Raw genomic sequence first — 14537 nt, 5'->3', positions numbered from 1 at the left:
TACGGCCCCGAAGACCTCGAACACGTCGCCCAGGAACTCAACGCCCGCCCCCGCAAAACCCTCGCCTGGGACACCCCGGCCGAGCGACTTCGTGATTTACTAATAGCCAGCTGACCACGGGTGTTGCGTCGACCCCCAGAATTCGCCTGATGGCGTCCCTCTGACGCTAGGGGTGCGGGCTGTGGCCTGACCGCCGCAGGGGCCTATGAAAGTGTGTGGGTGGCGGGTTCAGGGTCCTGGCTGGTGGGCCCTCTGCCTGCTCTGGGGTGGGGTTATGCGGTTCCTCGTTCCGGTTGGCTTTGGTTGGTCGTGGATGGCCAACACCAGTTCATGGTTCGGGGTACCGGGTACAACATGATGAAACCGACTTTGGGGCGGAAGTTTCTTGGGGAGCTACTTCGAGGCGTAAGGGGGGCTGTGCCTGTCGGTTTGTCCTGCCAAAGGGGGTGTGGACAGTGTCCACACTTAAGTCTGATTTATGGAGGTGCCGATGGCGGTCCGCCCCTGAGCCTTCGGCGTAAGTGCCTCCAACGCGGGTGCGGGCTCGGAGCTACGGAGCGACATAAGAGACTGCCTGGGGTTTTGTTGACTTCTTTGACTAGCGAGCGGAGGCTCCGGGGAGGATTCTGAGAGGCCCATGGCTTGCTCGAGCATTAACTCCGACGACGACGACAGGCTGCGCGGCGGCGCGTCCGACGGGCTGCCGGGCGTTGGCGGGATCGGCGAAAAGACGGCGTCGTTGTTGATGTGGTGGCTTGGCGGAGGTGCTTTTGGATGGGCAGTGGGCTTGTGTCGAGGAGTTGATACCCGTTGCCTCGCGGGTGGATTGTGTGGCAGCCTCGAAGTGATCCTGTCGGCGGGGCGACGACGGGCGGCAGTGAAGGAGCATGGCATGGGACTCATCCATATCGATCTGTTCACCACGCTTGATGGCGTCGCGCAGGCGCCCGGCGGCCCGGACGAGGACGCCGGTGATGGTTTCGCGTTTGGTGGCTGGCAGGCGCCTCTCTGGGACGAGGTCGTCGACGAACAGGTCAACTCCGGGATGGCAGGGATGGATGCGATGCTGCTGGGGCGCCGGACCTACGACATTTTCGCCGCATACTGGCCGCACGCGGACGGGGACATCGCCCGGCTGTTCACACCGCCTCCCGAAATACGTGGTCTCGCGCCAGACGCCGACGCTCGAGTGGGCCGACTCCACACTGCTCGGTCCTGATATCGTCGCCGCCGTGCGCGAACTACGTGACCGTCACGCGAACATCCACGTCATCGGCAGCCTCGACTTCGTGCAGACCCTGTTCGCCGAGCGGCTCTTCGACCGGCTCGCGCTCTGGGTGTATCCGATCCTCCTCGGCGGTGGAAAGAAGGTCTTCGCCGACGGGGTGGTTCCGACGAACCTCAGACTTATCGAGCCGGTTGTGGCCTCACCGAAGGGAGCGGTGCTCCAACGCTATGCTCTCGCCGATGGCACGCCTGGCGTCGGCGATATGTCGGCCAACGACCAAGAGGGCTAACGGCGTACGAGGTGACCGGTGGCCGCCGATGCATGAGGGTGTTGAAGCTGCGATCAACGACGTTGCGCCGATTGCAGGATTCCGTGTCGTGGCTGACGGGCCGCACGCCGGCGGAGCAGCCTGTCCCGGTGCGCGGAACCGCTCCACGGAAACGAAAGGTCCCGCCTGATGGGGGACCACACGGGACACTTCGTATCCTGACCCGTGCAGATTCGGTGAGCATGTTGGCCCCGCCCTGACTCCAGCGTCTGCGCGTTTATCGCACTTCGTGTTCCGATCTGCGCCGCGTTCAGTTACCAGGCCGGGCAGACCGTGCCATTCATACCGCGCCGGCGGCAATGTGCCGACAGGCCTAGCGCGCTTGGGGCCCGGAAAGGGATTGCCGCCCGACCTGCCGAACCGGTTTGTTCGGTGGGCCGACCGCTTTAGGCTCGGGTGTGCCGACCGGCCCGTGATGGACTTGTCAACTGCCGGCGGCAGGTTCCGGCCTTTGTTGGCCGCGGCACCTGCGTGGTGTTCGGCTGGTTAGAGAAGTCCGGGGCCGGGTTCGGGGGTTGCCGGCCAGATCGGGTTGGCCGCGTCTACATGGGTTGTAGCGGTGTTTTGTATTGTTTGGGCGAAGTCCAGGAGGGTGGTGCTGAGGGTGGGGAGTTCGCGGGGTTCCAGGCCGTATTTGGTGAATTCGGTGGTGGGGAGTGTCCGGTGTCTGGCGATGGCGGCGGCGAAGGTTGGCAGGTCCAGGGTCGGGTCCCGGCGTTGGCAGAGGGTGATCAGTTGCTGGTGGGTGAAGCGGCGGCTGGTGATGATGGAGTAGGCGTCGAGGTAGTCGCGGGCGTATCCGCGTGAGTAGACGGCGAGCAGTTTGGATGCGACGGAGTCTTTCAGAGACAGGATCGGTCCGATGTCGATGATGGCGGGGGAGTTCTCCCACCAGTCCAGTCCGAGATCGATGACGACGGCTTCTTGGTCGTGTCCTACGGTGACGCTGGCGAACTCCTCGTATTGTCGGGTGATCTCGACGGCGTATCCGGCGGCTTCGAGGGCGGCCGTCATTTTCTGCACCGATGCGGCGAAGGTTGCCGGGGTGTGACTGCGGTGGAGAGCGAAGAGGTCGATGTCGTCCGAGAGGCGTTCGGTGATGCCGTGCTCAATCAGGGCCTGGCCGCCCGCGAGGAGGAAGCCGTCGGCGGCCAGGACGCCGAGGCCGATCTTGGCTGCTACGCGCTGAGCGTCGTCCATGACGGGTGTTCCTTCGCTTCGCGGGTGGCGGGGAGCTGGGGGAAGGTGTTTTCCCAGAGCTGCCTGCACCGTGCGGGAAGGATCATGGTAGGCCACAGGGCCGTCAGCCGTGCCGGGTGGACGATGCGGCAGATTTCCTCGATGGATCCCGAATTCTGCAGGGTGAGTTGGTACAGCACCGAACAGCTGCCGTCGTCGTCCACGGTGTAGCTTCTCTCCGGTCCCCAGTCCAGATGCAGGGGGAGTTCCACGGTTCCGGCGGCAGGGCCGTGCAGGTCGTTGAACGCGTTCGGGACCAGGTACACGAGGGAGTCGGCGATGGTGTGCCGGTGCTCGACCGGGGCCGCGACGTACTCGCGGAGCCGGATGCGGATGAGTTCAGACACGGAGGTGCCTTCCCGCAGGGCTTTGCGGTGGGCTTCGTTCCACAGGTCATCACTCACGCGGATCGTGTGCCGTGGCGTGCCTGCCGACATAGTGCGCTCCTGGCTTTGAGAGGGTGTTCGCTCCACCAACAAGTCTACGCGGTGTCATGACACCCTGAAAAGAGGGCGTCATGACCAGGCAAGAGACGCGTGTTGGGCGTTGCCAGGAGGGCTCTGTACCCGTCCCGGCGACGCTCCTCGAGTCTCCGCCGTGGCACTTGATCGCCGCTGGCTAACACTGCCTGACTGGCTCGTACTGGCTACGTTTTCGGGAGTCCCGGGACTGAGCCTCAATCAATGAAAACACCCCGGCTACCCACACATGCGGCAGCCGGGGTGTTTTTGCTGTGGAGGACGGGCGCTAGGACGCGAGCTGGTCCGCAAGGCGCGCCTTGATCCGCTCGCTGGCATCAAGGAGGGAGGCTTCGTTCACGGCCGCTGCCGCCGGGGGATTGTTGTTGCGGGCCGCTGTGATCAGGTCCTGCTGGTAACGCCACAACGAATCGTCGTCGCTCGCATCCAGCGAACCTTGTGCGCCGACAATCTTGTACGCCCGGCACTTTTGCCAGAGCGCCCGGATCATCTGCGCCAGCACGGGGTTGCCGGCAGCGTTGTACAGGATGGAGAGCAGGGCCTCGTCATGGTCCAGCAGGGCGATGACCCTGCGTTCGGCGATGGCTTCGCGCATCAGGTCGTACTCGGTCTGCATCTTGTCGCAGTCTTCGGCACTTACCCGCTCGCTGCCCAGGCGTGCGGCCTCGGTCTCCAACAGCCGGCGCACGTCATAGACGTGGATCAGTTCCTCCAGCGTCAGGTTTTTGACCACGGCACCTTTGTGGGGTTCGCGCTCGGCCAGGCCCGCTTCCTCCAGCCGCCGGATGGCTTCCCGGACCGGCATGACACTGGTGCCCACCTGCTCGGCAAGGTCCCTGACCCTGAGCCGCGAGCCCGCGGGCAGGTCTCCGCTGAGGATAGCCGCATGGATCATGTCAAAGACCTGATCGGTCAGCAGGGTGGGTTCGACGCGCTTGGATATGACCACAGATCAAATATAGCCCCGGGTCTCGAAAGTGCACGTTCCTTCGCCTCTTCGAGGCGCGGAAAAATCTTTACTCGACCACTTGTGTGATTTGTGATCACATCATAAGGTGGTTTATGTCACACCGGCTCCATGGCCCGCGAACCTGAAGCGGGAGGGGCCCTAGAAGCTCAACAGGAACCGGCTACGCTGCCAACGCCGACTGCCTCTCAGGCCGGACCAATAGAACAGATTCTCCATCGGGCGCCGTTATCCGCGGACGCTGCTGTGAAAGGAAAACCATGTCCCACGTTGTAGATGACGCGCCGCTGTCGTCCTTCCACAAAAGGCTGGCACTGTTTTCGTCCGGCGGCCCGTTCCTTGACGGGTACATCCTGAGCATCATCGGCGTCGCGATGGTTCAAATCACCCCGCAGTTCAACCTGTCCGCCTCCACGCAGGGCATGGTGGGCGCCGCAGCGCTGGCCGGCATCTTCTTCGGCGCGTTCCTGGGCGGGTGGCTGACGGACAAGTTCGGGCGACACCTCCTTTTCACCGTCGACCTTATCGCCCTGGTGGTCTGCTCCGTGCTTCAGGCCTTTGTGAACGACGCCGTGTGGCTGATCATCCTGCGCTTGATGATCGGTTTCGCCGTCGGGGCCGACTACCCGATCGCGACCTCACTTCTGGCAGAGTTCACCCCGAGCCGCTGGCGGGGGCCCCTCTTGGGCGCCTTCGTCACGATGTGGTTCGTCGGCGCGGCGGTGGCCTATGTCGTGGGCCAGTTCCTGCTGGGGCTCGACGGCGGATGGCGTTGGATGCTTGCCAGCGCGGCTATTCCGGGGCTGATCATCGTCCTTTTGCGGATTGGCACGCCCGAATCGCCCCGCTGGCTTGTGAAGAAGGGCCGCTACGAAGAAGCCAACGAGGTGCTCGCCAAGGTCTATGGCCCCCACGTAACCCTGGCTGACCTGCCTGAGGAAAGCGGCTCAAACGTCAGTGTGGGTGAGCTGATCAGATCCGGCTACGGCAAGCGGATGGCCTTCATCACCATCTTCTGGACTTGCTCGATCGTCCCGCTGTTCGCGGTCTATGCTTTCGGCCCCGCCATCCTTGGAGCCCTCAACCTCGGCGGGGAACTGGCCAACATCGGCTCCGCTGCCATCACCATCATGTTCCTGGTCGGCTGCCTCATCGCCGTGGCCCTGGTCAACAGGATGGGACGGCGTCCGCTGATCATCCACAGCTTCCTCTGGGGCGGGCTGGCCCTCCTGGCCCTGGGAATCTTCCCCACCGCGGACAGTTGGGTCATCCTGGCCCTGTTCGCTGCCTACGCGGTCCTCATCGGTGGCACCCAGATCATGCAATGGGTTTACCCCAACGAGCTGTTCCCCACGGAAGTCCGCGGCTCCGCGGTAGGCCTGGCTTCATCACTGAGCCGTATCGGTGCCGCAGTTGGCACTTACCTCGTGCCTCTCGCGCTCAGCACCCTGGGTATCGGAACCACCATGATCATAGCCGGCGTCATAACCCTCCTGGGCCTGGTGGTGTCCGTCGCCTGGGCGCCGGAAACCCGCGGCAAGACCCTTGGCGAAGCAGCAAGGCTCGACGGCGGCCCTGCCAAGGCAGCGCGCCCATCCAGGAATCACGCGCTCAGCTAAGCCAACGAACTTCCGGGGAGGCGCTGCCGCTGGCGGCTTTTCCGGCACTAATACAAGGAACAACAGCAAGGAATGGGAAAGATGAAAGACGTAGTAATCGTCGGAGGCGGACTTGCTGGGCTCTCTGCAGCCTGGCGGCTGAGGCACTGGGACACGGTGGTTCTGGAGTCCGCGAACCGGGTTGGCGGGCGTATCCGGTCCGAACGCCGGGGGGACTACTGGTTGAACTGGGGCGGGCATGTCTTTGCCGGCGCCGGGTCCTCCACGGATGCCCTGCTCACTGAGGTGGGCGTGATGGCGGTCCAGATCCCTGGTTCTCTCCAGGCGCTGTCCATGAACGGCAAGTTCATCAAGAAGGGACACATCGCCACCTATCCGTTCCGTATTCCGATGTCCCTGGCTTCCAGGGTCGATACTCTGCGGGCCGGCTTGAAGGTGGTCAGCGGGGTGGCCAAGTACACCGGTGTTGTCCGGAAGCGTGCCGGTGAGTCGGGCGCGATGCGGCAGCAGCGGATCTATGATTTCGAGAATGACGTTTCGTTCCTGGATTTCATCGGGAACTTGTCCGAAGACGCAGCCGCACTATTCAAGACCACTGTTACGCGCTCGGCGGGTGACATGGGCCAGATTTCCGCGGGTGCCGGCATCGGCTATTTCAGCCTGGTGCTGGGGATCGGCCAGGGGCTCAGTCAGGGAATCGTGGGCGGCCCGTCCACGCTGACTGAGTCCATTGCGGCTGCGCTGGGCGACCGCATCGAGCTCGGCGCTGTAGTCAGCGAGGTGGTCCACAAAAAGGACTCGGTCGTCGTCCGATACCGCCAGGGCGGCATCGACCAGGAAGTGGAGGCCCGCACTGTGGTCCTGGCCACGACCGCAGATGTTTCGCACAAGATCGGCGTGGACCTGCCGGAGGACCTGCGCGGCGCACTGGACCAGATCAAATACGGGCCGCACGTCAGCACTGCTTTCCTGACGAATGAGACCTCAGCCCGCCCGTGGGATGACATCTATGCCATTGCCGCACCGAAGCGTTCGTTTGCCATTGCCCTGAACCAGGCGAGCATCGTCCGCGGGACCGAGTCCGTGCGCAAGCCCGGCGGCAGTTTCATGACCTTCTCGCCGGCCAGCCTTGGCCGCGCCCTGCTGGAGAAGAGCGATGAGGAAGTCATCAACACCCACCTGAGCGACCTTGACCAGGTGCTGGGCCACGGTTTCGCGGGCAGCGTGGTTGAAGCCAAGACCGACCGCTGGAAGGTTGCTTCCCCCTACTGCTTCCCTGGCCGGGCCAAGATCCAGTCCACGCTCATGCGTGGAACGAACCGGGTCTTCCTGGCCGGCGATTACCTGGGCACGCTCTACACCGAAAGTTCCATTACCACTGGGTTCTCCGCAGCGCAGGAGGCCGCGAGTGTGCTGGCCACCCACCGTCAGGCACCGCCGCACACTGGCCTGTCTGTCGTCGCGTGACCTCTACTGCGGGAACATCAGCCCCCTGACCAGCAGCACTACCCACGAACTCAAGAAGGAATCACTCATGTCCCACAACCTCCGCGGTGTCCTCACCGCCCTGTCCACTCCGTTCAACCAGGATGAGACCATCGACGTCGACACCCTGCGGCGCATTGTCGACCGCTCCATCGACGCCGGTGTTGACGGCGTCGTGGCAGCGGGCTCAACCGGCGAGGTGGGTGCACTGTCCTCGGAAGAACGGCTGTTTCTCATCGAGACCGTCATCAAGCAGGCAATCGGCCGCGTGCCGGTCATCGCGAACACCGGCGCCACCTCCACCGCCGAGGCTATTCGCCTTTCCCAGGCAGCCGAGAAGCTCGGTGCGGACGTGCTCATGCTGATCACTCCGTACTATGAGCCGCTGTCCCTGGAAGAGACTGTCACCTACATCAAGGACGTCGCCAACTCCGTCAAGATTCCGGTCATGCTTTACAACATCCCGGCAGTCACCGGAGTGAACCTGGACCCTACCACCGTCCGGGCCCTGGCCGAGGAAGTGGACAACATCCGCTACATCAAGGACTCCAGCGCCAACTGGGAACAGGCGCTGCAGCTGATCCACCACCACTCGGATGTCATCGGCACCTTCATCGGCTGGGACGTCTACCTCTACAGCGCCTTGGTAGAAGGCGCCGCCGGGGTCATGGCCGGCACGGCCAACGTGGTCCCGAATGAGATCGTGGCCGTCAGCCGCGCCATAGCAGAAGGCGACCTCGCCGGCGCCCTGGAACAGTGGAAGCGCGTCTACCCGGTGATTGACGCGCTCCTGTCGGTGCCGTTCATTCCCGCAATCAAGACCGGTCTGACCCTGCAGGGCCTTCGGGCAGGATCGCCGCGGCGCCCCACCGCAAACCTCAGCGCCGAGGACCAGGCCCGGGTCCAGCAGGCCCTGTCCGCCCTCTACCAGACGGTGGCATAGCGATGACCACGACAAAAGCAGCACCATTTACCGTTCGCCGGGCGGACAGCACGCCCGCCCCGTCCCTCCCGCCCTTCGGACAGTTCATCGGCGGCGATTTCATTCCTTCCACCTCGGACGCCACGGTCGACGTCGTCAACCCGGCCACGGAAGAGGTCCTCACCCAAGTGGCTGCCGGGACCGTTGAGGATGTCGACGCCGCGGTGGCAGCGGCCGTCGCGGCCAAAGCGGAATGGGCAGCGAAGACGCCAAAGGACCGTGCCGCTGTCCTGCTGCGGGTCGCGGACATCATCGAGTCGAACCGGGAACTGCTCGAAACTCTGGAAGCTGCCAACACCGGCAAGCCGGATGCAGTCGCCGAAGACGACATTTCCAGTGCGATCGACACCTTCCGGTTCTCGGCCGGTGCAGCCCGGGCCTTCAGCACCGTCGGTGCTGACGACTACGCGGAAAACCACACGTCCGTGATTTTCCGCGAGCCGGTGGGCGTTGTCGGCGTCATCACGCCCTGGAACTACCCGCTGCTGATGGCCGCATGGAAGATCGCCCCGGTCCTGGGCGCAGGCAATACCCTGGTACTCAAGCCGTCCGAGCAGACACCGCTGACCACACTCAAGCTCGCGGAACTCATCGCCGACGAGGTTCCCACCGGCGTCGTGAACATCGTCACCGGCCCCGGACGGGTGGTGGGAAACAGGTTGTCCGAACACCCGGACGTGGACCTCGTGGCAATCACCGGGAGCGTGGGAAGTGGCCAGAAGGTGGCCGCGAGCGCGGCGTCCTCGGTTAAGCGCGTGCACCTGGAACTCGGCGGTAAGGCACCCGTAGTGGTCTTCGCCGACGCCGACCTGGAAGCGGCTGCCAAAGGTGTCCGTTCCGCGGGGTTCTGGAACGGTGGCCAGGAATGCGGCGCGGCGTGCCGCGTCCTAGTGCACGAATCGGTGGCCGAAAAGTTCATCGAACTCCTGGTCCGGGAAGTCAGTGACATCTCCGTCGGCACCCCAGGTGCCGGGGCCGACGTCGAAATCGGGTCGATGATCTCGGGTGCCCACTATGAGAGGGTCCTGGCCGCACTCGAGGACGTCCGCAAGGACGGCCTGACCATAGCGGTTGGCGGCAACGCGATTGAGGGGCCCGGGTACTTCATCGAGCCAACCGTGGTCACCAACGTGCCCGCAGGTGCAGTGATCGCCAGCACGGAGATCTTCGGTCCGGTGGTGTCCGTGGAGACCTTCAGCACGGACGAGGAAGCCGTCGCCCGCGCCAACGAAACCATCTACGGGTTGGCGGCGTCGGTGTGGACCAAGGACAGCGCACGCTCGCTCACGGTGCCCCGGCAGCTCGACTTCGGCACCGTCTGGGTCAATTCGCACTTGGTGATTGCTACTGAGATGCCCTGGGGCGGCTTCAAGGGATCCGGCTATGGCCGCGATCTTTCCAGCTACGCCCTGGAGGACTTCTCCCGCACCAAGCACGTCATGTTCAACCGCAGCCAGGGTTAGTCACATCCCTGGACGGGTCCGCTCAACACACCGGACCTGACCGTCCGCACCGGTGGTTCCGGGACGCCCTTGCACCTGGGGTGTCCCGGAACCACTTCCTTAACACTTCGCGTTACACCGGTAGTCCTGGGCAGGATCGGCCGGTGAGCAGGCGCCGGCCATCGTCGTGCTGATCCGGTTCCTGGTCTTCTCGTTTTTCAAAGCCGGATACAACACCCTGACGAACGTCTATCGGGGCGAAGTCCTTCCCCGGGCAAAACCCTCACCCAGGCGGCAGCGGGTTACTCGCACTGATGAATTGACCGCAGGTGAAGGGCTTACCCTGCTGTGCACAAAAGTTGGCCCGGGACAGTCGTCCGACGCTGACTGCGCAAGTTCAGAGTTTTATCCAGCAACGAAATAGTTCCGCCGATTACAGCGACAACACGTGAAAGGGCCTGATGGGACCGCTTTGGGAATTTACCGGGTGGGTAGGTGCCGCTGCCATACTTAGTGCATACCTTGCTGTCTCCATGAACTGGTTAAAAACGGGCAGCGTCTTCCAGATCGCAAATCTTGTTGGTGCGTGTGCCTTTATCGTCAATGGGGCATTCCACCAAGCCTGGCCATCGGTTGCCACCAATGTTGCCTGGTTCCTCATTTCCGCCATAGCGCTTCTTCGCATGCGTTTCGCCGGACCATCATCACTCCCAATAGTTGATCCTCCCCACATTCAGTTCCCCGGCGTCCCTGACTCAGCCGGTGAGCTCCGGGTTATTGAGGTCTCTAACGTTCCCGAAGAACGGGACTAAGACGGTATTCAGCCATCGCCTTCACCAGATAACATCGAACACCTCCGAAGGGAACCCGTGATGCCGTCTACGTACTCCGCGAGCTTCGAACCAGCAAAAGAGGTACCTTCCGTCATTGAACTTCCCGGTGTTGCTGTTTTAGGTGCGGGAGCGATCGGCAAATCATTGTTGAAAGGATTGACGAAGCCGGGAGTTGCTGTCAACGGATCCATCTATGCCACCTGTTCTTCAGCCAGCCGTGCAGCTGAACTAGCATCCCTTTCGCAAGTCACTGTGACGGCGGTCGAAGATGATCCTTCCGCTAACAAGAATGCTGTTTTCGAGTCGGATCTGGTGGTCCTCGCCGTTAATCCGGAGGGAGTTCCGGCGCTTATCGCCGATGTATCCACGTCCTTCAGGCCGGGGGCGCTGGTGGTAAGCGTCGCTGCCGGCGTCACGCTGGCACGGTTGAAGAAGATGCTGCCGGACTCCGTCACCGTGGTTCGAGCGCTTCCCAATATGGGCGGGGAAGTTGGCTGCGGCGTCACGGGAGTGGCGACAAACGATTCATGCACGCAGGATCACCTTGAGATTGCTTCAGATCTCTTCGGTACTGTTGGCACAGTCGTGGTTGTAGGGGATGACCAGCTTGATGAGGTGAGCAGTATCTCGGGATCCGGCCCGGGGTATTTCTATTTCTTCGTTGAACAGCTCACGGCCACAGGCATCGAACTTGGCTTCTCACCAGGACAGGCGCGGGTCCTCGCCGAACAGACGTTCCTGGGCTCGGCGGCGCTCATGCAATCATCCGGACAGAAACCAGAGGAACTGCTCCGATACTTCACCAGCCCGCAGGGGACCAGTATCAAGGCCATCGAGCAGCTGTCCGCCGCGGACTTCAAAAAGGTCCTCCTCAAAGCAACGGCTGCATCCATTGCACGGGCACGGGAAATTGCCGCGGAAACGGGGGAGTAGATTTTGCTCCCCACGCCGTCGTCGCATCCCATGGCGTCGACAGTGGTTTCCGAGTTTTACGTGTACCGGTAACGGCTAGTCGGAGTCGTAAGTGTTGGCGATGTAGACGTCGCAGGGCGCGTTGTGGGCCACGTTGTTGGCTACGCTGCCCAGGACACGCCCAATGCCCTGCATCCTGCGGTTGCCCACCACGATAATGCGAGCTTCCTTGCGGTTTGCTTCCCGGATAAGGGCATCCGCCGGCCTGCCGGATACTGCGGAGTAGGTGATCTTGATGTCCCCGCCCACGGTGTCTGCAACGGTCCTGGCAACGTGTTCGGCCTTGTCGGCGTCCGACACAAGCCATTTGTTACTGCCGATGCCGAACACCTCTGAACGGTCACTGTCGAAGGCTGATACCACGTGGAGGGTCGCGCCAATTGCTGTGGCAAGGTCCCTCGCAGCCTCTGCTGCTTTTCTGGCTGTCGCGCTGCCGTCAACTCCTACAACGATGATTCCACTCATGCATAAGCTCCCTTGCTTGCTTGCTTGGCTTGCGACGCAGGCCGTGACCTGCATCCTCGGTCCCGATTGGCCCCGGCGGGTGGAGAAGTTGCCTCCGGCGCGAATTAAAGTGTCATTTTGATCTTCATCGCTGGAGTTTCATGCGTACACGCTAGAAACTGGTGATCTTCTGATACGAATTAGGGTGCCTGCCGCCCCGTCGACCGCCATCAGGGTGACGCTGGATAGGACATCCGGCGCCACCCTGATGCAGAACTGGGCTTCGGTCAGAGCTCGCTGGGTGCGCCCGGCTCGCCGACGCTGGGGTCGATCCCGTACTTCTGGAGGATCGTCTTGATGGTGCCGTTTTGGCGGAGCTTGGTGATGTCCTCGTCCAGTGCCTTGCCGAGCGTTGCGTTGTCGAGGCTGGAAGGCAGCATGACCTGGCCTACCCCAGCGAACTGGGGGACATGGGGATTCGGCGTGACGTTGATCACCTTGACGCCCTCGATGGGGGCGCTTTTGAATCGGTAGTTGGCGGACGCGGAGGATGCCACGAGGGCATCGATGCGGCCCGCTTTGAGGTCTGCGTAGATGGACTCGTCGTCCTGGTAGATCTTGAACTTGTCTCCAAGCCACTTCTGCAAACTGTCGTTCCAGAGGTTGCCCGCGACCGAGCCGACCACTTTGCCTTCAAGGTCGTTGCTGGTAAGGCCCTTTGTCGAGACGATCGCCTGCGGATCGCTCCACAGGGGCGTGCTCAGATAGACGATTTTCGTCCGTTCCTTGGTGCGCAGCCAGTTTCCAGAGCCAATGTCGACGCGTTTTGACTGCACGGACGGGATGACCGCTCCGGCGCCGCCTGAAGTACTCACTGTGACTTTAAGGCATTCTAGCTTGGCGATTTCGGTGATCAGGTCCCCCTCCATTCCTGTGACGTTGTCGCCGTTCAGGATCGTGGCGGGCGCGTAGTCGTAGCTTGCGACCGTGAGCTCCCCGGGGGTTATAGTCGTGAGCTTATGCGCGGCGGTGCAGCCGGATGCGCTGCTTGCGGTGTCGCTGCCGCCGCAGGCGGTGAGGGAGATAGCGAGCAAGCCGACGGCGGTGCCGGCGGAAAGGGCGCGCGCGAGTGTACGGGGAGTCCGTGACATGGGTTTTCTCTCTTTGCTGGGGTTGGTGGGCGGATTGCCCGGATGATGGAGCGGTTTTAGTTGCGTTGCAGGTGGCGGCCGAGGCGCCGTTCCAGCAACTGGACGAGGCCGAGGAAGACGAGGGTGATGGATCCGTAGACCACTGCCGTGAGCAGGTAGACGCTGAGGTATTGGAAGGTGATGGATGCGATCTCGAAGCCTTTGGACATCAGTTCCGGCACGGCGATCACGAATGCGAGTGCACTGCCCTGGAATACAAGGACGGCGAGTCCGGCCAGTGGCGGGGTGGAGATCCGAAGGGCCTGCGGCAGGATGATGATCCGGAATCCTGTCCAGCCGCGGAGCCCGGAAGTGAGTGCCGCTTCTTTCTGTCCCAGTGGCACGGAGGCGATTCCGGCGCGGAAGTACTCCGACGCGTAGGCACCGGTGTTCCAACTCAACGCGATGATCGCTGTGGTCAGCGACGTCAGGGTGATCCCCGCATCAGGGAGGCTGAAGTACAGCAGGTACAACAGCACCAGAGCCGGAAGTCCCCGCCCAATCTCCACGAACAGGAACGAGATCCACTGCAGAGGTGCGAGTTTCGCCGCTGCCATCACGGCGAACAGCAGGCCGAGCGGGAAGCCAAAGAGCAACGCGAGTCCGGTCAGCTGGAGGCTGACGAGCAGTCCTGGAGCGAGGTTCGGCAGCCATTCAAGCCACTGGGTAAGCATGTCCATCACGCCACTCCGATCTTCTTGCGCAGCCTGAGGTCGACCCGCCGGGAGACGAGGGCCACGACGAGGCTGATCACGATGTAGAGCGCCCCGGCAATGATGAACGAAAGCAGACCCTGATGCGTCTGCTTAGCGCTCTGTTGGGCGTAGTAAGTGATCTCACGCACGCCGATCGTGGACGCGAGGGCGGAGTCCTTCAAAAGCCCGATGCCGTATGTGGCGATCGCGGGCAGCGCGACACGGAACGCCTGCGGGGTAATGATGTGTCCGACGGTGGTGACGGTGCTCAGCCCGAGTGCGTGGGCGGCTTCGCGTTGGCCCTCGGGGATGCTCAGCAGACCAGAGCGGTAGATTTCGGCCATGAACGCCGAGGCGATGATGGAAAACCCTATGATCGCAGCTTGGATCGTAGACAGCCGGAGCGCGTATTGGGGTAGGCCGAAGTAGATCAGGAACAGCCAGGTGATCGGCGGGATGACCCGGACCACGTTGATGTAAAACGTGGCGACACCCCGGACGATCGCGAACGGTGAGCGCGCAGCGGCGACGAGAAGCAAGCCGATGATGCCACCGAACAGGAGCGACGCGCCCGTTACGTAGAGTGTGAGGCCGACGCCCTGGGCAATCGCGGGCAAGAGTTGCGTAATCATCG

General features: G+C 62.7%; 14 protein-coding genes and 2 pseudogenes. 8 read left to right on the top strand and 8 right to left on the bottom strand.

All coding sequences use genetic code 11. From position 1 onward, the window contains the following. Window positions 1–114 (top strand): annotated as a pseudogene (locus AB4Z38_RS21445) (IS30 family transposase); the annotation flags it as partial. A gap of 778 nt (window positions 115–892) precedes the next feature. Beyond that, window positions 893–1517, top strand: a pseudogene (locus tag AB4Z38_RS21440) (dihydrofolate reductase family protein). Window positions 1518–2042: 525 nt separating this feature from the next. Here AB4Z38_RS21440 and AB4Z38_RS21435 read toward each other — a convergent pair. From AB4Z38_RS21435 to AB4Z38_RS21425, 3 genes are all read right to left on the bottom strand, one after another. Continuing rightward, window positions 2043–2756: a nucleotidyl transferase AbiEii/AbiGii toxin family protein gene (locus tag AB4Z38_RS21435; RefSeq protein WP_441431570.1), complete on the bottom strand. Its 714-nt coding sequence runs from the start codon at window positions 2754–2756 to the stop codon at window positions 2043–2045. Next, window positions 2735–3232, bottom strand: a complete 498-nt coding sequence (locus AB4Z38_RS21430; protein ID WP_441431569.1) for a ribbon-helix-helix domain-containing protein — start codon at window positions 3230–3232, stop codon at window positions 2735–2737. The genes AB4Z38_RS21435 and AB4Z38_RS21430 overlap by 22 nt, the downstream gene beginning before the upstream one ends. A gap of 310 nt (window positions 3233–3542) precedes the next feature. Then, entirely contained in the window at window positions 3543–4223 is a 681-nt protein-coding gene (locus AB4Z38_RS21425; RefSeq protein WP_441431568.1) for a GntR family transcriptional regulator, read from the bottom strand. Window positions 4224–4501: 278 nt separating this feature from the next. Here AB4Z38_RS21425 and AB4Z38_RS21420 point away from each other — a divergent pair, with 278 nt between their 5' ends. The 5 genes from AB4Z38_RS21420 to AB4Z38_RS21400 all read left to right on the top strand — a co-directional run bounded on the left by AB4Z38_RS21420 (window position 4502) and on the right by AB4Z38_RS21400 (window position 10581). Next, on the top strand, window positions 4502–5860 hold the full coding sequence (locus tag AB4Z38_RS21420) for an MFS transporter (protein ID WP_441431567.1): 1359 nt from the start codon (window positions 4502–4504) through the stop codon (window positions 5858–5860). A gap of 81 nt (window positions 5861–5941) precedes the next feature. Beyond that, complete coding sequence (locus AB4Z38_RS21415) at window positions 5942–7327, top strand: protoporphyrinogen/coproporphyrinogen oxidase (protein WP_441431566.1); 1386 nt, start codon at window positions 5942–5944, stop codon at window positions 7325–7327. 67 nt (window positions 7328–7394) lie between these two features. Then, on the top strand, window positions 7395–8288 hold the full coding sequence (gene dapA, locus AB4Z38_RS21410; RefSeq protein ID WP_441431565.1) for a 4-hydroxy-tetrahydrodipicolinate synthase: 894 nt from the start codon (window positions 7395–7397) through the stop codon (window positions 8286–8288). Window positions 8289–8290: 2 nt separating this feature from the next. Beyond that, window positions 8291–9790 (top strand): aldehyde dehydrogenase family protein, encoded by a 1500-nt coding sequence (locus AB4Z38_RS21405; RefSeq protein ID WP_441431564.1) that lies wholly within the window; start codon window positions 8291–8293, stop codon window positions 9788–9790. A 440-nt stretch (window positions 9791–10230) separates the two neighbouring features. Then, window positions 10231–10581, top strand: coding sequence for a CBU_0592 family membrane protein (locus tag AB4Z38_RS21400; RefSeq protein ID WP_441431563.1), 351 nt, complete (start codon window positions 10231–10233; stop codon window positions 10579–10581). A gap of 8 nt (window positions 10582–10589) precedes the next feature. Here the strand turns inward: AB4Z38_RS21400 and AB4Z38_RS21395 are convergent, their stop codons facing one another. After that, complete coding sequence (locus AB4Z38_RS21395; protein WP_441431573.1) at window positions 10590–10793, bottom strand: hypothetical protein; 204 nt, start codon at window positions 10791–10793, stop codon at window positions 10590–10592. Between AB4Z38_RS21395 and AB4Z38_RS21390 the strand changes: the two genes are divergently transcribed. After that, complete coding sequence (locus AB4Z38_RS21390; RefSeq protein ID WP_441431572.1) at window positions 10747–11535, top strand: pyrroline-5-carboxylate reductase family protein; 789 nt, start codon at window positions 10747–10749, stop codon at window positions 11533–11535. The genes AB4Z38_RS21395 and AB4Z38_RS21390 overlap by 47 nt on opposite strands. A gap of 75 nt (window positions 11536–11610) precedes the next feature. Here the strand turns inward: AB4Z38_RS21390 and AB4Z38_RS21385 are convergent, their stop codons facing one another. The 4 genes from AB4Z38_RS21385 to AB4Z38_RS21370 all read right to left on the bottom strand — a co-directional run bounded on the left by AB4Z38_RS21385 (window position 11611) and on the right by AB4Z38_RS21370 (window position 14535). Further along, window positions 11611–12039 carry a universal stress protein gene (locus AB4Z38_RS21385; protein ID WP_441431562.1) on the bottom strand — a complete coding sequence of 143 codons (429 nt, stop codon included), beginning with the start codon at window positions 12037–12039 and terminating at the stop codon, window positions 11611–11613. A 266-nt stretch (window positions 12040–12305) separates the two neighbouring features. Then, window positions 12306–13169 (bottom strand): substrate-binding periplasmic protein, encoded by an 864-nt coding sequence (locus tag AB4Z38_RS21380; RefSeq protein WP_441431561.1) that lies wholly within the window; start codon window positions 13167–13169, stop codon window positions 12306–12308. A 56-nt stretch (window positions 13170–13225) separates the two neighbouring features. Further along, the gene (locus tag AB4Z38_RS21375; RefSeq protein ID WP_441431560.1) at window positions 13226–13888 is read right to left on the bottom strand and encodes an amino acid ABC transporter permease; all 663 of its coding nucleotides are present in this window, start codon (window positions 13886–13888) and stop codon (window positions 13226–13228) included. Beyond that, the gene (locus AB4Z38_RS21370; protein WP_441431559.1) at window positions 13888–14535 is read right to left on the bottom strand and encodes an amino acid ABC transporter permease; all 648 of its coding nucleotides are present in this window, start codon (window positions 14533–14535) and stop codon (window positions 13888–13890) included. The genes AB4Z38_RS21375 and AB4Z38_RS21370 overlap by 1 nt, the downstream gene beginning before the upstream one ends. Between the last annotated feature and the right edge of the window lie 2 nt (window positions 14536–14537).

Source organism: Arthrobacter sp. 2RAF6, assembly GCF_052115205.1.
Classification (GTDB): Bacteria; Actinomycetota; Actinomycetes; order Actinomycetales; family Micrococcaceae; genus Arthrobacter.
Note: the sequence above shows the minus strand (reverse complement) of the source record. Positions and strands in the feature narration are given on the sequence as shown.